The 20,196-nt window shown below is 51.5% G+C and carries 16 protein-coding genes; 9 read left to right on the plus strand and 7 right to left on the minus strand.

Annotated features, from left to right (window positions below; translation table 11 throughout):
• Positions 1-6 precede the first annotated feature (6 nt).
• Positions 7-303, minus strand: a complete 297-nt coding sequence (locus NZM04_02580; GenBank protein MCS7062928.1) for a hypothetical protein — start codon at positions 301-303, stop codon at positions 7-9.
• Positions 304-322: 19 nt separating this feature from the next.
• Here NZM04_02580 and NZM04_02585 point away from each other — a divergent pair, with 19 nt between their 5' ends.
• The 3 genes from NZM04_02585 (at position 323) to NZM04_02595 (ending at position 4,433) form a co-directional block, all read left to right on the plus strand.
• On the plus strand, positions 323-478 hold the full coding sequence (locus NZM04_02585; GenBank protein ID MCS7062929.1) for a hypothetical protein: 156 nt from the start codon (positions 323-325) through the stop codon (positions 476-478).
• Between the two features lie 680 nt (positions 479-1,158).
• Positions 1,159-3,003 carry a DUF87 domain-containing protein gene (locus NZM04_02590; GenBank protein ID MCS7062930.1) on the plus strand — a complete coding sequence of 615 codons (1,845 nt, stop codon included), beginning with the start codon at positions 1,159-1,161 and terminating at the stop codon, positions 3,001-3,003.
• A gap of 29 nt (positions 3,004-3,032) precedes the next feature.
• A complete protein-coding gene (locus tag NZM04_02595; GenBank protein MCS7062931.1) occupies positions 3,033-4,433 on the plus strand; it encodes a hypothetical protein in 1,401 nt (466 codons plus the stop codon).
• 520 nt (positions 4,434-4,953) lie between these two features.
• On the opposite strand, the gene NZM04_02600 is transcribed toward NZM04_02595, so the two are convergent.
• Positions 4,954-6,075 carry an AAA family ATPase gene (locus tag NZM04_02600; GenBank protein MCS7062932.1) on the minus strand — a complete coding sequence of 374 codons (1,122 nt, stop codon included), beginning with the start codon at positions 6,073-6,075 and terminating at the stop codon, positions 4,954-4,956.
• A 441-nt stretch (positions 6,076-6,516) separates the two neighbouring features.
• Between NZM04_02600 and NZM04_02605 the strand changes: the two genes are divergently transcribed.
• Positions 6,517-7,353: a M23 family metallopeptidase gene (locus tag NZM04_02605; GenBank protein ID MCS7062933.1), complete on the plus strand. Its 837-nt coding sequence runs from the start codon at positions 6,517-6,519 to the stop codon at positions 7,351-7,353.
• Between the two features lie 33 nt (positions 7,354-7,386).
• On the opposite strand, the gene NZM04_02610 is transcribed toward NZM04_02605, so the two are convergent.
• Positions 7,387-7,821, minus strand: coding sequence for a hypothetical protein (locus NZM04_02610; GenBank protein MCS7062934.1), 435 nt, complete (start codon positions 7,819-7,821; stop codon positions 7,387-7,389).
• Positions 7,822-7,828: 7 nt separating this feature from the next.
• Positions 7,829-8,398, minus strand: coding sequence for a hypothetical protein (locus tag NZM04_02615; protein MCS7062935.1), 570 nt, complete (start codon positions 8,396-8,398; stop codon positions 7,829-7,831).
• A gap of 128 nt (positions 8,399-8,526) precedes the next feature.
• Here NZM04_02615 and NZM04_02620 point away from each other — a divergent pair, with 128 nt between their 5' ends.
• The 4 genes from NZM04_02620 (at position 8,527) to NZM04_02635 (ending at position 12,572) form a co-directional block, all read left to right on the plus strand.
• Complete coding sequence (locus NZM04_02620; GenBank protein MCS7062936.1) at positions 8,527-8,682, plus strand: transposase family protein; 156 nt, start codon at positions 8,527-8,529, stop codon at positions 8,680-8,682.
• Positions 8,683-9,064: 382 nt separating this feature from the next.
• Complete coding sequence (locus NZM04_02625; GenBank protein ID MCS7062937.1) at positions 9,065-9,331, plus strand: hypothetical protein; 267 nt, start codon at positions 9,065-9,067, stop codon at positions 9,329-9,331.
• Positions 9,332-9,343: 12 nt separating this feature from the next.
• Entirely contained in the window at positions 9,344-9,655 is a 312-nt protein-coding gene (locus NZM04_02630; GenBank protein MCS7062938.1) for an ISAs1 family transposase, read from the plus strand.
• 313 nt (positions 9,656-9,968) lie between these two features.
• Entirely contained in the window at positions 9,969-12,572 is a 2,604-nt protein-coding gene (locus NZM04_02635; protein ID MCS7062939.1) for an NB-ARC domain-containing protein, read from the plus strand.
• A 64-nt stretch (positions 12,573-12,636) separates the two neighbouring features.
• Here NZM04_02635 and NZM04_02640 read toward each other — a convergent pair whose 3' ends face one another.
• On the minus strand, positions 12,637-18,609 hold the full coding sequence (locus NZM04_02640; protein MCS7062940.1) for a hypothetical protein: 5,973 nt from the start codon (positions 18,607-18,609) through the stop codon (positions 12,637-12,639).
• Between the two features lie 342 nt (positions 18,610-18,951).
• On the opposite strand from NZM04_02640, the gene NZM04_02645 reads away from it, so the two are divergent.
• A complete protein-coding gene (locus NZM04_02645) occupies positions 18,952-19,203 on the plus strand; it encodes a hypothetical protein (protein ID MCS7062941.1) in 252 nt (83 codons plus the stop codon).
• Positions 19,204-19,431: 228 nt separating this feature from the next.
• On the opposite strand, the gene NZM04_02650 is transcribed toward NZM04_02645, so the two are convergent.
• Together NZM04_02650 and NZM04_02655 are read right to left on the minus strand one after the other, a co-directional pair.
• Entirely contained in the window at positions 19,432-19,692 is a 261-nt protein-coding gene (locus NZM04_02650) for a hypothetical protein (GenBank protein ID MCS7062942.1), read from the minus strand.
• A 363-nt stretch (positions 19,693-20,055) separates the two neighbouring features.
• Positions 20,056-20,190 (minus strand): hypothetical protein, encoded by a 135-nt coding sequence (locus tag NZM04_02655; GenBank protein ID MCS7062943.1) that lies wholly within the window; start codon positions 20,188-20,190, stop codon positions 20,056-20,058.
• Positions 20,191-20,196 lie beyond the last annotated feature (6 nt).

Genomic DNA, 20,196 nt, shown 5'->3' on the forward strand with positions numbered 1-20,196 from the left:
GCAGTACTAAAATGCCTGTAGCTCTGTATCTACCATCGCCTGCACCACAGCCTCATCGCTAAATAGAGTATCTACCAGATCATCATGCAGTGTGTTCTGCACTTGACATTCTTGATCAGACAGAAGCATTTTTACTCTCAACGAATTTGAACAGCTCATCGAGCTAGACGACAGTATCGTCGTCGTTTTGGGACTGTGGGATGGTGCAGCCAAGGCACGTTCACCGGCGCACTTGACCCAGTTGGCTACCAATTGCGCACTTGATATGCAGATTGCGCCCGATGCATCTGAAGCTGTGGCCATCTAGATACATCTCGACAGCTTGGCGCGGGATTCTAGGTGGGTAGCCGATTGGGTTGGGCTGAGGGGTGAAATGACGATTGCAGGCCTTGCACAGGTAGCGCTGGCTGCTGCTGTGATTCTTGACTTGTTTGAAAACCGATTTGCTTATGTATCTTGGGACACTTCATGTATCTAATTTTATTTACTCCCGAAGAATGAATCAGGAGAAACACTACACAATACCGCTACGCGCTCTTTTCAATCATTTATACGAGCTGATTGAGCTGGTGATTTACATCTCATCAATAACGCAAGACCCTCTACATGCGGCAGCGGTAGAGCACCTCATGTCCGCTGCAGAGCTAATTGAAAAGAAATTAGATAGTGACAATTAGTATTATTGGCCAAGATATTTTAAATAAAATGATCATTGATGTGCTTAAATAAATATGACAGGCATCTTTTTAAACTCAACCGCGGAATATATTAATAAAAAAGGTCTCGTATTGTACTATCAAATGAAGGTTTAATGGTTATACTAGGATACTATTCAAAGTAAAACGTCGAGCTTGTTGAAAATTAACCCACAACCTATTCACAGTTTATCCACAACTCAAAGCGATTTATCCACAAAAAAACGCGGATATTATGTGAGAAAAAACCTCTCGGTGGAATTATTTTGGCCATTATCCACAAGAAATGCGGCCTTATCCACAAAATATGCGAAGATATCCACATATAAGTCGGAGAATATCCACAAACAATTGGTCCACAGGCGCTACTACTACTACTAATACATGTACTATGTCGATGAAGGCATAAGCGCAAATGTTAAAATGCTTTACTCTACAGATACTACTATGCTAGAATAAAGCCATGATTAACACAATCCAGCAAATTTTGAAGCGCAGAGGACAAGATGTTAAGATACCTGAAGACATAAAAATAAAAGAGGAATCTCCACCGTTTAAGATAGGTGATGATGAGTTGAGCGATAAAATTGCGCCGCCTTTTGTCTACATTGAAGATGATAAGATTAATATCGGTGGTGCATACTATCGCCTTTTTTATGTAGCAGAATGGCCACCAGTCGTCTCTCGTGACTTGTGGCATCGCATACTCCAGTTCAGCGGAAATATCTATATCGCACTCCATCATACCGTTATCAGTCCTGATATAGCTTCTCAAGCGCTAGCCCGGGAAGCGACCGCGCTTCGCACACAACGTAACCTGTTGGCCATTCAAAAGAGAGATCCAAACGAAGCCGATGCTCTTAGACTTAATCGCATTACTGATGCGCGAATAAAGGTTGTTTTACATGGCGAACCTATTTTTATGTTGACTGCAGTCATTGGTATAGCTGCTCCTACAGTGGAGATGCTTGAAAAATATAGCACTATGATCAAACAACTGCTTCAGTATGCAGGAATCAACTCTTTTTATGTGGCTCAATTTGAGCAGGATAAAGCCTTCACCAGCATATTGCCATTGGGCGTAAATCTGATGGCCACCCATAGAAGAAATATCGATGCCGATACTGCGGTATCCATGTTCCCTATGATCTCCGAAGAGAACGTGGTAAAGAAAGGATTTTTCTACGGTGTTGATGTGGCTAATAAAGCAGCTATATTTGTTAACCCGATGGCTTTAGACAATCCTAATTCGATTATCATTGGCATACCCGGATCAGGCAAATCTTTATTTCTCAAAGACCTCATCGAACAGGCTATTCTTAGAAAAATGAAGGTTTTTGTTATAGATATCGAGGACGAATATCGAAAATTATGTGATGACCTTGGTGGTGCATATCTCGATATGGCGAGCAATAGTCAGTATAAGATTAATGTGATGGAGCCGGCTTATAACGATCCCGAAGGTCTACACGGCGCGATGAAAGATTTTCTAACCTGGGTTGAATCTATACAAGGTATTCCATTAGACGCATTCCAACGAGAGGCGTTTCATAAAGCTTATTTCTTGGCTTTTAATAGCAAGGGAATATATCATGATAAACCTGAGACGTTGAGAAAAGCGCCTCCTAAACTATCAGATTTTTATGATGCGCTGGAGACTGTTGCTAAAGTCCATCGTACCAAGAATCCTGCCGTGGAAAAAGCAGCACGTCATCTCCAAAGCATTTTATATGCTTATACTTATGGCGATACTAATAAAAGCTATGACTGCGACTCAAATATCGATGTGGAAACTTATTCTCTTGTAGTTTTCGGACTTAAAAATCTCAAGCGCGGTGACTTGAGGGCCAGAATGCAGCAAATTCTGAGTTGGACTTTAGTTCAGGTTTTAAATAACACAGAAATTCCTAAACTAGAAATTGTAGACGAGGCATGGTTCTTGCTCGATTCTGATTCTACGGCCGCAGCTTTAGCTGAACGCGCTCGTCGCTTCCGCAAAAAAAATGCCTCATTGTGGCTAGCTACCCAGAACGTAGTTGATTTCGCTGCTAATCGGCACGCTTCAACTATCGTTTCAATTGCCGACACGCGGCTGTATTTTAAGCAAACTCCAATTAGTGTCGAGCAAATCGGGCAGATCGGGAAATTAAGCGCTGCTGAGAAAGCAGTCTTACCAACTCTCGAACCGGGCAAGTTCCTCCTTCATGCAGGCAATATTAGAAGGCTTGTATACAAGCCTTATCCACAGTCAAGGCATAAACTTTATACAACTCGTCCATCAGATCATTATCCGAATAGTCCAGTTTAGCTCTCAAAATGAGGCCTCTAGCATAAGATATGCGCAAACTAAAAACCAAAAAAATCATTTTCCTCCTTGCAGTTGTATTATCAATCATTCTTTTCTTGTATTTAATGATAAGAGATAATCGTAACGACAAACTGTCAACAATAGATGCGAATTCATCAATGATAAATGAAGATAAAATCACAGCTGTACAACCAACTATAAAGATTGACTCGACAAATACACCAAGCACAAATAAGGAAATACATGGCATAACGTCTGAAGCCCAAGATCAAACAGAAATACCTTATTCGATGCTCCTGCCAGGTTTACCGGAAGAGCCTCCACCTACGTCTTCCCCTGATGAAATCATACCTCCAGATGACTTTATCCCCGGATCATATTTCGAGATTAAATATGAACAGTTGATGGATGATCTAACCGTTATGCACGAATATGGTATTACACACACATGGCCAAGCTTTCCGCAAATCACTGAATTCGGCATTCAGATCGATGGATGTCACAATCCTGTTTGGCCTGCCGTTGAGACAGCTAAGAAAGTAGGATTGATATGGATAAAACAACAAGTTAGATGGGGCGACATTGAATATCTTGACGGAAATATTAGAAGAGTACGCTGGCAATGTTTAGACGATGTAGCCGAAGCAACATCAGCGTATGGTATGAAACTAATGTTTTCGATAACAACAAGCCCAAAATATCTAAGGCCTTCTTATGCCAATACAGTACTTGGTCCGCCAAGAGATCTAGGCGCATGGCAACAATTTTTATCCGCCCTGCTTAAGCGTTATAAAGGCAAGATCAATGCAGTTGAAATCTGGAATGAACCTAACTTAGACGCCGAATGGGAGGAGGGCGTAAATCCTTACCAGTATCTGGACTTACTGCGCATCTCTTATACGATTATCCGTCGTTCTGATCCGAACATTATAGTTATATCAGGTGGTATGGCACCACTTGATCAAAGTTCATATCCAAGTTATATAAGTGATGTAGAGTATTTAAAAAATATTTCTCACGAGGGAGGATTTCTATGGTTTGATTGTGTAGGGTATCACGCTAATGGACCAGATGGCATAGGCTATGCAGATCAGGTTATATCCAGATTTGCCGAGAATATATTTTATAAACAAGATAGCCGACTCAGACGCCCTTTATGTATAACAGAATTTTCATTTTCTTTGCCAATAAATGGCCAAACCCCTAAGAACTTTGCATGGGCAGCATCACATACAGAAGAACAACAAGCTGAAAATATGATTAAATGGATGCGGATAATTAAACGATCAGGTCTTGTTGCTATAGCCATCGTCTTTAATTTAAATTACTCGGATGGTCTTACGCCTAACTCAATAGCAGCTTTGCAAAGACAAGATCTTCGTGGTCTAACATTACAGGCAATACAAAATGAATTAGCAGCCAATAAATAAAGAGAGGAATTATGCCTTTTTTATTCCTTATCTCGTCAGTATTTCATACTTTAAAGAAACACACCTACGATGATCATGGCTTAATTCAAAAAACATCAACTGTTTGAATATATCAGCTTATATAATAACAATAAATAAATATAAATGTAGGCGTATTAATGCCTACAAGCCTTATATTAAATTCGTCTTTTTTTGCATATTTGCATGCATCTTGTTTAGTCAAGTGCTATATAAAGAATTACCCCTCATGAAAAAATCCTGCACATTGCATAAGTAGATATGATAATGGCTTAAGTAGTTAGAATATTTCTCCATCTGACTAAATGACTAGTCATTTCAACAGAATACGCCTGCAGTTTGATCTATAATTTAGTTCTGTGCAGGTTAGGAATAAGAGAAGGGATACATCATACTAGTCAATAGTAGTGAAAAGAAGCCCCTGAATTACAAAATAGTGTAGTGATTTTTTAACGACAGTATACAAACACTAACTATTCAGACGATGTTTGTATATAACCTATCAAATCGCCAATGCCTCTAAAACGTTCTTCTGCCATAACTCACCTAAGCTATATTCTGCAAGCCATGGCACAATTTTATTTTGATCTATGCGACGGATCATGGATATACCATGGTCAAGTTCTACGAGTAAAATATCCTCATGTTCAAACTGATCAATAAGCGTAGCTGATTGAGTAGATAAAACAACTTTCGTGCGGTCAGTTACAGTTACGCTATGAATCATCTCAGCCAGCAAAACAATAGCATATGGATGTAATCCTAGGTCAGCGTTATCTAGGACAATTAAAGAAGGTAACATTTCACGTGGTTGCAAAAACAATGTAGTCAAGAAAATAAATCGGAGCATGTTATCAGAAAGCATATTTGCGTTGAAGATGAAATCTGTATTATTTTCCTTCCACATCAATTCAACATGGTTAAAGATGAATGGATGTCTTCGCAGGAAAAAATCACTGAAGGATGGATTCACCATCCGTATAGTTTGAACAATGCTGTCGTAGTTCTTCGGATATTTATTTCTTAGCATGTCGAGATAAGCGGGTAAATTGCTCGCGTCAGGCGCCAAACAGAGATTATCATCAAGGTTGCAAGGCTGTTTTGCGCGCGCTAATGCACTACTGTCGTTAAAATTATAAATATGCCAACTACGTATAGCGTCAAGAATTTGACGAGGTATATCAGAAATGTTTGCCCAGTGCGGTAGATGACTTTCCGTCGTGATATTATCATGTTCACAATAAACGATTGGGTCAGAAAATTTGCTGCTATCGCGAACATAGATCGTTTCATTAACCAATTTCATGCTCTTTTCGGCTGGAACTAACTTGCAATGATAAGCAGAGGATAAATTGTTATCATGCTTAAACCATATTGTAATATTTATTAGATCACTTTTCATATGACCGTAGTGCAGTATCGCGCCTGAGCCATTTGATTTATCTATATATGCTTGAAATTCCTGATTGACTATACTTTTAATCATACCGAAAAGCCTTTGAATATTAGATTTTCCGGCACCGTTGGCTCCAATTAGCACATTCACTTGTTTTATTGGCAGATCTAACGTCCTAAAGGATTTGTAATTCGTTGCGATAATTCTTTCGAGAATTATACTTGACATATCGATCCCTCTTATGAATGCATAATATTATAGCACCAAATATATTAAAACAAGTTGGTTAAATAGGACATAACATTTATTAAACTATCTCAGTGTAATTCATGTAAAACATCTTAAACATAATCTATTGAAAATAATTATATAGATATTTTTTGCACATGTATTATTCTCATAAAATCATTTACGTATAAAGAAGTAAAGAAATAGCTCTAGTACGGTAGTAATTTTTCCAATATTTATGCGATTTCTTTAAATATTATATAAACACCTCGATTAGATATACTTATAAATATAATGTATGTATATAAAAATATTTAATCAAATGTATGCATATAAAAACATTTAATCATGTGTAAAATAACCAGACATATTGATTGGTAAAACAATGTCATGATTTATATATAATGATGAAATAAAGCAATGATGTGTTATAATGTTGGCATGAGATGGGTAGTTTTTTTGGTAATTCCCTGGATTTGTTTAGCAACTATTTTTACATACGCCATTTTGATACTGGGTAGCAGTGTAGTTTCGTCTAGTGTTTACTTTCTCGGTATGCGTACTCCGCCAATTATGAATAAAGCTGCTCCTTTCTTTGGTGTAACATATCACGAGGTGGGTGATGCTATGAAACAGTGGGTGTTGGATGGGCGACATCCGGCTGTGACGGCTGGCGGAAATGATGACAATTATGACCCTCTTGCAGACGAAAATATGTTATATTTCTTGCCGAACGGCAATGTAGGTTATCGGCCAATTCCAGGTGCACGACCATTGCCAAACAGAAAACGCTGGTTCGAAAGTCCTATCGATCCAAATGCAGCTGTACAAGGAGGATTAGTGCGTTTTCCCATCAACCAAGCTTACGTTAGGATCACGAGTAAATATGGTGACCGGAGAACTGATACAGATTTCCACAATGGAATTGACATATCTATGTATTCAGGCACACCGCTTAGGCCTTTTGCAGGGGGTTTATCGCAAGTTGTCGCAGTTGGATACATGGAAGGGGGATATGGCCATTACGTTGTGCTCTCGCATGGTTCGGGGAATGATCGCGTGCTTACGCTTTATGCACATCTTTCAAGTGTACACGTTCAACCAGGCCAAGTGATCGGAGAAAATGATACTATCGGTTTATCCGGGAATACGGGTAATTCTACAGGGCCTCATCTTCACTTCGAGGTTATTCGTATGGGCGAAAATGGTATCCCGGTCAATATTTCACCATGTGAATTGCCAAGTTTTGCTGAGTCTGCACCTGAGGGTGCATGTTAAATTAACACTTTTTCAACGATGATTATAAAAAATCTATTTTATATTCTCGATCATAAAGGCGATAGGGATTCCACTTGGAGTAAGGAGATGCTGCATAGGAGGAATATAGTAAGCCTTACGTATCATATCTGGCAAAAGGCCTTCTTTGACACAGAAACTTATTTTTTCGGCTAGATTGGACCACTCTGATTCATCCTCAGGTTGTGTAATAGCATCCTCGAAGACCTTTTCAAAAATTGCGTCAATAACTTGTCTGTAATTTATTTTAACATCACACCCATCGATATGTTTTTCATTTTCAGGGTCTAAAAATAATATATTAATCATCGGCTCATCTTTAATCATTGCCAAATTAATTGGTACAAACTGAAGCGTGGTTGAACTTGTATTCGAAATCATTGCACGAATCATGTCAAGTGTATCTGTGACGAGAGGTATGTCCTCTTTTATCGTAATAATTCCAGGCATAAATACGTTACTCCTCACCCGTGAAAACTTCATTATATTTTAGATAATTTAGCGAAGTTTCTCGCCCAAATGGGCCAACATGTAGTTTTAACCTTGTGGTAAGAACTGTGAAATCATAATTATCTATTTTACCATGGGATAGAGTCGGTGATGGATCACCGATCTCAGGCCATAATTGGCCAAGGCCTTGCTTCCCAAACTCCATCCTATTATTCTTAAATATATCGTAAGTTATCGTCGCGTTGTACTTTATTTCAGCATATTCGTCTGAATTTAAATACATTTTATTCAATGTATCCGTAATTCCACCTACAAATAGAGAATAGCACCACATAAAATTCTGGATATTCAATGCTAGCATTAAGATATATACTAGGATAAGCACTGGCTCTAAGATGTAGGTAGATCCTGATCTTCTCCCAGATGATTTTTTATTACTCGGTTTTGATTGTATAGTTGGCGGAAGATCTTTGGATCTTTGTTCTTCCGAATGCTCTATGATTTCAATTCTTGGCGGCCAAATTTCACTAATCTTTGATATCAGTCTGACCACATGGAAGTGATTTTTATCTCTCATAGTACTTATTGTAGCAAGTTTTATCTGTCTTGTCGAGAGCAGAGGTAATATTTTGCAGGGAAACGCATGACATAATGCAGGTTTAAGAATGCGATGATTATTTGGGTATAACTCTCATCCGCACAAGCTTGAAAAGCTACCTAGACGAGCTGACACTCCCTCGCCGAGATCACGGCAAGCTATATCCGCTGAAGACCGTCATCATCATGGCCATTATTGCCATAATCGCTGGTGCAAATGAATGGGTGGCCATCGAGCGCCATTGCAGGCTCAAACGCGACTAGCTGGCCACGGTCCTCGATCTTTCTTGAGGCATCCTTTCGCATGACACCTTTCGGCGCATGTTCATCTTCTTGTTGTGCCAGACGACCTTTCAGCCCTGCTTTATCTGTTGGATGCAGGCGATCTTATGACTGAAACCCGAGAAGTGATCACCTTAGATGACAAGACCATCCGACGCAGCTACAACCGATAGAGTAGGCGGGCAGCTATCAAGATAGTCTGCGCCTGAACCAGCAGTGCCTGGCTGGTGCTGGCTAAGCGGTAAGTGCCGAGGGGAGCAATGAAATTGCTACAGTACCGGAGATCTTACAACAGTTGGTGCTGAAGGGTTGCATGGTGACTGCAAATACAGCTTATTACCAGACGTAGCATGCGCGGATCGTCGTGGAACATGGCGGTGATTATGTGTTCGCGCTGAATGACAATCAGGGACATCTATACGATGAAGTGATCGCGATGATAGCGCATGAAGCGCTGATCGGTTATCGAGCGGTCAAGCATGAGCGCTGGGCAGACCGTAGCAAGGCACAAGGCCGGATCCAGACGCGGCGCTACGTGCTGGTGAGCGATCCGGAATATGTGGCGTATTTCAACCACAAGGGAGCCTGGTGGCAACTTGGAACGATGGGGATCGTGGATCGCACGCGGTAGATGGGCGATCGGGTGGAACGGAGTCAAGCGTTCTTCATTACCAGCCTGAAGGGGGATGTGAAGCGCTGTACCCAAGCGGTGCGACGATATTGGAGTCTCGAGAACAATCTGCACTGGACGCTGGATGTGATCTTTCAGGAAGATCTGAGTCGAGCGCAGGTGGGCTTTGAGGCGACGAACTTCGCCGTGGTGAGACGTTTTGCGTTGAACTTGCTCGAGCTGGAGAAGACGACCAAAGACAGCTTAGCGGGGAAGCGGCAGCGTGCGGGGTGGGACAACGATTACCTGCTCAAAGTGCTCCAAGCGGGCGCGACCTTAGAATGAGTGATGCGTTTCCCCTGCGTGTAGCTAGAGCTTAGCGAACAGGGCTGCTTCTTTCAAGTAGAATTTGATCAAGTTCTGATCATCATCGGCCTACCTAAGTTTGGTTTGTGAGCCGAACATGGGCAAACATCGCCGGCTGAGTGCATTAGGTAAAAAGGCGGCGCAGTCATTAGAAGATTTGTATGGGCGCCAGTCACTACGTCGCTTACTGCGCGCCTGGCACGATCCGGCGAGGCTGTGCGCGCATCCCCTAGCGCGGGGGCGATTGGTGACACAGCGGCTCACAGCGCATCACGAGGAGACTGCCACAGCCGTGCGCGCTGTCGTGCGTGATTTCATCGAGCGTCTACGGCCGGCCAGCACAGTCCCCAGTCCACTTGACCGCAGATGGCGTGCGTATCTGACGCTGACCGAGCACTACCTGGAGGGCAAGCCACTGGCCGAAATCGCTCGTGAACTGTCCGTGCAGCCAGTCAGCTGCCGCCGCGCGTTGCAACAAGCACTCGACGCACTAGGAACGCAGTTGCAGGAGGCCGAGGCGCGTGCGATCACAAGCGTGGCGGCCTCGACGACGTCGAATTCTGGTCAGGCGAACTGGCCCATCAACACCGCGCCAGTGGTAAGCGGGCCGTTCATTGGTCGGCAGAGGCTGCTGGAACAGGCCGAGTCGCTGCTGGCATCTGGTTGCCGGCGGCTGGCTCTGTATGGCTTGCCAGGCAGCGGCAAGAGCACAGCGCTGGCCCGTGTAGTGCGCTCGCCGTTCGCGCAGGCGCAGTTCGCCGACGGCGTGCTGTGGGCTTATCTGGGAGCGCAGCCCGATCTAGCCACCATCCTCGGTGACTGGGGGCTAGCGCTCGGCCTAAGCCAGCATGACCTGGGCCGGCTAAACACAGCGCAGCGCGCGCAGACGCTGCGCCACTTGCTGGATGCGCGGCACATGTTATTCGCCTTCAACGATGTATGGCAATGCGAGCACATCGCGCCGTTGCTCATCGGCAACGAGCACTGCGCCTATGTCCTTGCGACATCGAATGCCGAGGTTGCGCTAGTCTTTGCCGACGCGCATGCCACTCTGCGCGTCGAGGAGTTGACGCTAGAGGAAAGCCTGCAGGTGCTGAACGCCCTAGCCCCTGGCTTGGAAGCAGACTGGCGCGAGGCGATGGAGGAAATCGCGCAGGCGTGCGGCGGTTTGCCGCTGGCGCTGTCCTTGATAGGCCACTACCTGCGTCGCGAATCCCACGCCGGCCAGCCACGGCGCATTCAAGCGGCGTTCGCGCGGTTGCGCGAGCGCCGCGCACGACTGAGCCTACAACCCGCGCTGAGCGAACCCAGCGGGCTTGCGCCCGGTGCGCGCTCGCTAGGCGAGACCATTGCGCTGAGCGTCTCGCTGCTGAGCGCCCGAGAACGGCGCGGTCTGGCCAGCTTGTGCATATTTCTGCCCAAGCCGGTAACCTTCGACGAAGAAGCGGCGCTGGCGGTATTGCGCGCCACTGTCGGCGATCAGGCAGAGCTAAAGGTTCTGGACCGACTAGTAGACGCCAGCTTGATCGAGTGCCGCGGCACTGCCTACAGCATCCATCCGGTCATCGTGGACTGGCATGTGGCCGCTACATCTCCTCGAACAGAGGTGATCCGTGACGCTGCCCGCAAAGCCTTCCTTGAGCATGCGGTGCAGCGACTCCGCTCGCCTGAATTATGCCCGCTTCCGCCAGCCGAGTGGAACGTTGCCTTGACCGCTGTTCAAGCCGCCATCGAGGCACGCGCGCCTCAGGCCGCCGCTCACTTCGCAATCCTCCTGTTCGACTGCCTCGACCGGCGCGGGCTGCGCCCCCTCGCCGAGCGACTGTTAGAGATCGCCGAGGCAGGCCTGCCGAATGATGACTCCGCACAGCGCCACCACCTTGGCATCCTGCGCGGACGCGTACTCCTGTGGCACGGCGAGCTGCGCGCTGCCATCCGCCACCTCGATCAGGTTGTGGCCGACATCCGCGAACGAGCCACCCATCTGCTGCCGACGGCACTGCTTGCCCTGGCTCATGCGCACCTACAGGCCGGCGACGCCCGGCAAGCACTGGATGCCTGCGATCAGGCACTCGCCCTGGACGAGATCAATCGTTCTCCCGACCAACGCCTCGCCGCGCTGGCCACTCGAGTCAGCGCCCTTGGCCACCTGGCCTGCTACGATGAAGCCGAGGCCGCCATCCAGCAGACGCTCAGCCTGGCTCGCGATCTCCAACGCCCTGTGACGGAAACTATCGTCCTAATCTACATGGGTGCTTTGTGCTGGCAGCGTGGCCGCCGCGCCGAAGCTGTCCGATACTTGCAAGCTGGCCTCGACTTGGCTCGTCGCATTGACTTCCGCGATCGCGTACTGTACGCCTCGACAGCGCTGGGGATCATCGCCGCCGAGGGCGGCGACGATGAGACTGCTGAGCGCTACTACCGCGACGCACTTCCGCTCGCCCGCCAGCTCAACAGCTTGCCCAATATCGTGCTGCTGGAATACGCTCTGGGATTGCTGGAGACACAACGCCAGCGCTTTGAATCGGCGCGCCAGCACCTGAGCGAAGCGTTAGGGCTGGCTGAGCAGCATGGGTTCGCCTGGTTCTCTGCCAGCGCGCACGTCGCCTTGGGCGAATATCATCTAGCGCAGAATGCGCTAACAGACGCCGAAGATGCGTTCACGCGCGGCCTGGAGCTTGCCGACCAGCGGGGCTACGCCGACGTGGCCGCGCTTGGGCGATTCGGCCTGGCGCGTGTGCGCGCTGCACACGGCGACACGATCGGCGCGTGCGATCTAGCCGAATCTAGCCTGAAAGAATTGCGTGCCCGCGCGCACTACCGCGCCGACGAAGTGGCGCATTGGATTGACGCGCTACCACCCACCACGCCAGCGCAACTTGAAGGCCTGGGCTAACCCAGGCCTTCACAAGTTTCACTGACCCATCTATTTCTCTCTTTGAAGAGAAGCAGGAGTGATGCTACGGTTCCCGCCGCACGATTGGCACGTAGGCGTAGCGCGGCCCGACCGGGATATTCTGAAAAGCCTTCCCGAAGTGCGCGCTCGCTGCTCCCTGGCTCGGCACAGTCACGCCCACACTGTTCGGCGTGGTGTTCGTGTAGCCAGCTGGGTTGCCCGCGCTCACCGTCCCGCTACCGCTCGGCACACACGCGAATGCATACATCCAGTTCGTCCGCTGCGTCTGCACCCCGAACGTCACCGGCGCCTCCGTCAGTGTTGGTCCGTCCACTCCCAGCAAGAACTGCCCAACCGGTATTGTGTCTGAATACACGAACCCGTTCACTATGCCCGTCCCTGCCGCACACTGCGTCGCGTTGATCATCCCGAAGTCCACCCTCAGCCGACCAGTGTCTGGTGCGCTTAGCGGCACCGCCGCCGGCGTCAGCGCGACATATCCGCTCGGCAATGTGTAGCTCACCACCCCGTTGCCCGCAGGCACCTGCACATAGTAGAACCCGCTCGCGTCCGTCGCGTCGCTCGCACTGAACGTCCCGATCGTCGTCCAGACGTCCACCAGCGCTAGCGGATCATCCCCGGGGCCGATCAGCCCATCCGGCGCGTTCAACGTCGCGTCCGCGTCGCGATACACATAGCCGAACAACCACGCATACCCCTCTGGCGGATCTACGCACACCGGCGACCCAGGCGGGCACTGCCATACCCCGAAGTTTACCTCATGCACCCCCTGTGACGCTACTACCACCGGCACCAGCGCTGGCGTCGTCGCAACCCATCCTGTCTGATTAGTCTGCGTGATCACGCGCCCACCGGCTGCCAGCAGGAAGAAGTAGCTCCCATCCGCCAGCGTCTGCATCGTCTGCCCGTCACTCGCCGTTACTGTCCATCCGCCCAGCCCTACTTCGCTGAAGATGTTGCGCTGCCCGTCGCCGTTCGCATCGTTGAACACCACACCCTTCACCCAGCCGAAGCCCACTGGCGCGCCAAGCGCGTTGCGGAACACCACGTTGTATACCCCACCTTCGACCACCCCGGGTACGCCTACGGGATTCGGCGTCAGGTTGACGTAGCCAGGCGGCACAACTTGGAACACCGCGTAGTTCGTCGGCGTCATCCCAGCATCCACCAGCAGACCCGCATACCCGCTTGTGTCCGTGTTCCGCGTCACCGTCACCAGCCCGGCCGCGCTCACCTGCACGCCTACCATCGCCGTCGCCCCCGTGCCGCTATACACAAACGTCCGGATCAGCGCCTTGCCCGCCGGCACATCCACTGCTGTCGTCGCCACGAACGTGTCCAGGTCGCTCACCCCGTCGAACGAGCGCGCCTCGTTCAGGATCAGCGACCCTGCTGGCGCGCCTGCCTCTACCTTCACCCGCCACGTAATGAACGTCGGCGCTGTGATCCACACTGGCCCACTCCATTCCAGCCGTTGCTGCGCTGCGTTATAGGTCACTACTCCCCGGTTGGACTGCGCCGACCCGGCCACATAGCTCGTCCCAGAAGGCAGTGGATCGGTCACTACTGCGCTCGCCGCCACCGCGTTCCCCGTGTTCTCTAGCCGGATAGTGTAGGTGATCTCCTCCCCTACTCTCGCGCTCAGCGGCTCAGAGAACTTCTCCCCGTTCAGCGACGGCGCAGTGCCAACCAGCACCTCGCGCGTCAGCGTGTACACCCGTCCGCTCGTCACGTCCGTCATCACCGCTGTGTTCTTCAACACTCCGTCTAGCAAGTTCAAGTTCGCCCGAATCGTAATCAGTGCCTGGCCGCCAGGCAGCAGGCTGCCGTCCCATTGCACCATGCTGCCTGCCACATTCACCGTCCCTGCTGTCGCGCCCGCTTGCACATTGCTTAACCCCGCAGGCAGCGGATCGCGCAACTGAATGGTCGAGGTCGTCGTCCCGTCGTTGATCACTGCGATTGTGTAGGTGATCTGGTCGCTCGTTGCGTAGCTCAGCCGATCTGATGTCTTGTATGACCCGGCCAGCGCCGGCCCGCCTGACCCCACTATCGTCCGCGCGCAGCGACGGAAAGTCCCATTCAGCGCGTCGCGCATCGTCGCGCAGTTATCCACCACGGCGTTCGCTACGTTCACCCGCACGCGGAAGCTCACCTCTAGCGACTGCCCGGGGTTTAGCGTCCCCGTCCAGCGCACCCGGTTCTGTAGCGCGCTGTAGATGGCGCTGCCGCTCCCGCCGGTCGCGGTCAGGTTGCCTTGGAAAGTCACCGGGCTTGGCAGCGGATCGTCTATCAGCGTCCCGCTAGCCGCCGCCGTGCCCGTGTTCGTCACCCGGATTGTGTAGGTCAGCACGTCCCCCAATTGCGCTTCGGCGCGATCCACCGTCTTCTCCGCGCTGCTCAGGTTCGACGCTCCTACAGACGCGTTCGCCTCTACGAGCGTGCGCACGCCCGTGCTCTGGTTGATCACCTCTGCTCGGTTGCGGATCAGCCCGCTGCTGAACATCGTCGTCACTTGCGTCTGGAAGGTGATCGTCACCGCCTGACCCGGTGGCATCATGCCGCCCGCGTCCCACGTAATCCGGTTGTTTGCCGCCTGGTAGCTCACGGCGCCGCTCGTCGCCGTCGCCGAGCCAGTCACGTAGCTGGTGTTGAGCGGGATCGGGTCGAACATCTGCGCACCCGCCGCTGCCACACCATTGTTGCGCACCACTACCGTCCACGTCACTACGTTGCCCGGCCCTGCCGTCGCCGGCGTCACGCTCTTAGCGCTCTGCCCAAAGTCACCCGTCGCTGCCACCAGCACCATGTCGCTGAAGGTCGGCGCGGAAGCCCGTCCGCCTTGATACGCAATTACCTCTAGGAAGTAGCGCCGCCCTGGCACCAGTGGGCTGACCAACTGTGGGTTGCTGCCCCCGGCGCACAACACTACCCCCTGCACTGTGGTAGTCTCGCGGGGTACGTTCACGTAGCCCTGCGTCATCAGTGCGCCGCCCTCGTCGCGCAACGCCACGCGGAAGCCATTAGGCCAGCCCTGAAGCGCGTCCTGCGTCACCGTCCAGTGCCCGCGGTAGCAGGCGCGCTCCAGTTGCACATCAATGTCGTCGTTGATCACTGCGCTCTCGCCGTCCCAGACCAATGACGGCCGAGCGAAGGTTTGTTGCTCCAGCGCATATAAGAAGCCGTCAGCGACGCTGGCCAGCACCTCCAGTTGCAGGTCGTTGTCAATGTTAGCAACGGCAATATAGCGCACCGGATAGTAGAAGTTATATGCCCAGACCAGGCTGCCGTTCTCGGCGTTCAGCACATAGAGGTAACCATTTTCCGAGGCGGCCAGGATCTCATCGCCGGCGTCGTTGTCCACGTTGGCTACTGCGATATCGTTGATCGTCCATAGCCGCGCCGCGCCTGGACACATCGTTTCAACAGCGTCCACCTGACCGCCGAGATAGGCCACCGGCTGATTGATGAACGTCTCGCATGTGCCGGTGTTGAACGCCATCCCCAGCCCGCGCGTATAGATGTCGTTCCCGGTCACGCCGGAAGCCGTTGCTAGACTGCCATCCAACCAATTGAACACGATCTCCAGCCCCGGCTCCGCGGTGTTTACATCGGCCACTGACCTTGCTCGGTCATCAACAAAAGGTACGGTGCGTGAGAAAGTCACATTGAAAGCTGCCGTGAAATCAATTACGGTTAGACGGCTCTGCCCAACCGATATCGCCTCCAGCGGACTATCTGCGTCCAATTGTGCCAACATCGGCTGTTGCCGGCTGGCCCAACTGCTCCTCGACATGAGCAAGGCGCCGTCACCACCCGAACGCAACTGGATAAGGTCTGTCTGGAGCAAGAAATCATCGCGCCCATCCATGTTGATGTCTCCGCCGACTGCTACGGGCGCCGATGTATTAGTCCGAGGCGAGCCAAGAGCATACGGATTCCATATTTGCAGCAATGCGCTGCCGGACAGCCGAATGCCATGAACTGGGAATTCGCCGATCCATCCCTCCGACATTAGCAGTTCGCTCTGTGCGGGATTGGAGTCGAACTCGCCAACGCCTAGCAGATGAGGGGTGAGCGTACCGGTTGGAACCGGATAACTAGCCAGAACGCTTTCTGCACCGCTCAGGGGGTTTTTACGCAGTAAACGCACGACATACCCGGTCGGCACCGTGCGCTCGAACAGTGGGTATTCCCACAAACCATCTTGATCAATATCTACAGGATGCCAACGGTTGAGATTGCGATCTTCAAGCAAAGCAAGGCTTTCTAGTCGATACGTCCAGTTCCTCTGCGGCGGGGTCTGCTGTGTAGCATTGTAGGGGTCAAGGTTCTGCAGACCGAACGGCGTCACAATAATCACTTCGTTGCGCGCGTCATTGTTGGTGTTCACCACGTAGGGTTGCACCGTTGCTGTGCCAGCATACATCGCCCGCTGAAACTGGAAGGTTCTGTCGAGATAGCGCAGGAAGCCGTCCGCACCGGCCAGAAGCAGCTCCGGCGTGTTAGGGTTACCCACTCCGCCAATGAATCGCACGTCGTGTGGCACATCGTTGGGGAAGTTAAAGCGACGAATCTCTTCCCCATCGCTGCCGCGATATGCTACAACCGCCGCGTTGTTGCTCTCGATCGCTACTATGTCACGCACGCCGTCGCTGTCGAAGTCGGCGTTGCCTAATACCGCTACTAGAGGCTCCCTGAGCCAGTCGCCACCGAAAGTGACCAGGCGCCTAACCGTGCGCTGCCACTTCAAGGTCGGGGGAATTCCATCGTAGACTCGCACGATCAGATTGCTGCCGGTCGGCTCGCATAGGACAAGCTCGTCAAACGCGTCGGCATCTAGGTTGGCCGCGCCACACCAATACTGGTTGTTGACCGAGGCAATCGTTGTCCCATTTAGCGGATCATGAATCACCGTTTGCCACTGCCCAGCGATCTGTCGGGAGAGTACCACTTCGCGATCTCCGCCGTTCAAGTCGGCTATGCCCACTACTTGCTGTGAAGTCTGTGTAGTCGTATTCACCCACAACGTCGTGATCGGATAGCTTGGCGCTGCACCGATTCGACTGATTGCGAACGCAGCGTAGGGCGAGGATAGCGAGTATCTGCTGAGGATGATTTCCGGGCCAGGATAACTCGGCCCGAACAACACATCGCTTATCGTTCCATGATAGTTCTCAACCCCTGAAACACTCGTCACCACCGCTGTTACAACTGCCCAGGTGCTCGAATTGACTATCTGGATGTTGCCTCCTTGTCCTGTATAAAGCAGTTCGCGGATAGCGTCATTGTTAACGTCTCCAACGCTTGCCATTGATAGATCGGCAGTGACTACCGCAATGAGTGTTGGCATCGTAGCGCCAGATGCAAACGTGTAAACCACTTTTTGAGAGCGACTCCCCTGCTCGGCGACCTCGATGCGTCCGTCACCGTTGATATCGGCGATCCGAGGAGGCCTGCTCTCTGGCGTGTTCTGACTGATGACAGAGAGTTGCTGACCGTTTGCACCGGCTAATGTATACAGGAACCATTTTGACCCAGACGTCACGGCAACGAGTATCTCCACGCTGCCATTCGCGCTGAGATCCACATTGCTAATATGCACGACGCCGCTCTGATAGGCATACATGTCTAGGTCAGCGATGAGCTCACTGATCCAAATTAACTCCCCGTTACGCGGGTTGTAGGCGCGCACACGCCCGCCGCCCCAAGTGACAATTTCTGGCTGCCCGTCTGGCACGCCGTTCAGGCCGGTGATGTCGGCGACCGTCGCACTGGGTGCCCCACCGACGGGATACGTCCACTTGACCGCCGGCTGGGTGATGTTGGCCTGCCCTGCGGATGGCGGCACACGGTTGGTGCGCTGCAGGTCGTAACGGTAGAAAGGCCATGTCCCTGTCGGCGGCACTGGTGCGGCCTTGGCCACCTTCTCCGGCGTCGCGGCCGGTAATGCCATCAGTGCCAGCATGATCGCCGCTGTCAGTGAACCCCACTTTGAGGCGTGTTGCTTGGTCATTTTGCCCTCCCTCTAGTGAACATAAAGTGGAATTTGCTTTACTCAGATAACTTCGATTCGCGCAAATCAATCTAGTCATCCTTCACCATAAATCAAGACTGTTTTGATCATGTTTTGATCATGTTCTGATCAGGCGGCGCCGCTGCCATCGCCTGCTCACGCCTGGAAATGCGATTTCCTCTGCACGCGCCGGCGCGGAAAAGGCATCGCGCGCGTCCTATCTTGACGCGCGCGATGTAACGTCTATCGCGTGCGTTCTAGGGACGCCGCGCACCATGTCGGTGTTGCGGCGCAGCGTGTCGGGGAAGTCCATCGTCACCAGCAGATCGTAAATCCTATCCATTGTCGCTAGCAGGGGCTCGGCTTCCTGCTGTGGCCGCTGCGGATCTCGTCCAGCACACGCCGACGCAGCTCGCCGGCGGCCTCAGCGAGGCCGTTAGCCGCTTATCGGTGGCGTGTGACGCGCGCTGGCCTACTAAATCTAGGCTTAATAGAGCGCAACCGTCCACGAAGCGCGAATTAGGTTGTTGTGGATGGGGCTTGTCCACAGGTCTGGATAACGCCCAGGACTGGCTCAATCTAGCGGAATACTAGCGGAGTACCAATGATCGAAGCAGCATGCTCAGGGCTAAACGCGAGCGCAGCGCGCGCTTGAGTGATCGAACGGGCACCCCGGAAGCGCAGCAGCCGATCGCCCTATCGCGCAAGGCCACTCACGCACGTGACGCCTGTCGGCGGCGCGCCGAACAGCGGTCTTCGCCAAACTCCACATCCCGCACCCAGTGCCCGTGGTTCTCAATCTGCCCGTCACCGCGCCACCACTCAAACACCCGCCTCGCCGGTGCTTCCTTCGCGGTCAGGTTGGTGATAGCGTAGTGCGTGTGACCAGTCTCGACCCTGCTGGCCATCCGCAGGCTCCGCTGTTGAATGCACAGACATTGTCCGACCTTTGGCCAGCCTAACGTTTGCAGATAGGCGTCGAGCACGGTCGTCGCCCGCACCTGATCCTGCACAAGGCGACCATGCTCTTTCTCCATGGTGCACCAGTGCACCGTCTCCGGGCGAACGGGCTAGTCGAACCATAGCCGCAATGCTTCCAGCACCACCAACAGCAGCTGCTCTGGCAAGCTCGGCGGTGTGCTGGTCTCATGCATCTCCGCAGGGTTGCACTAAAAATAGGACACAAATAGGACATCTGGAGGCGCGCAGCTTGTAGGATTGCTCGTTGCCAGAGACGACGAACTGAGGATTATGTAGCGCAATCACAGGCAACGCTCGAAATGAATGGTCAGACTATTGGAGCAGTAGAAGGTAACGCGCCAGGTACTGCCGGCACCGTCGGCGTATCCGCCGCTGCCGTGTCGCTTCCGCATCACCTGAAGCCCTATGGTGTGGTGTTACGTTCGGGAGCTTGCGCGCTAAAACGATTGCGCCCAATGGCCGCAGCTAGGGGTAGAGGCGATTGAGCAAGCGCGGGAATGGTGAGGCCTCGCGCACGTGTTCGATGCCGCAGATCCAAGCCACCGTGCGCTCGACGCCCAGCCCGAAGCCGCTGTGCGGCACGCTGCCGTATTTGCGCAGCTCGAT

The sequence above is a fragment of the Candidatus Methylacidiphilales bacterium genome, from assembly GCA_025056655.1.
Classification (GTDB): domain Bacteria; phylum Verrucomicrobiota; class Verrucomicrobiia; order Methylacidiphilales; family JANWVL01; genus JANWVL01.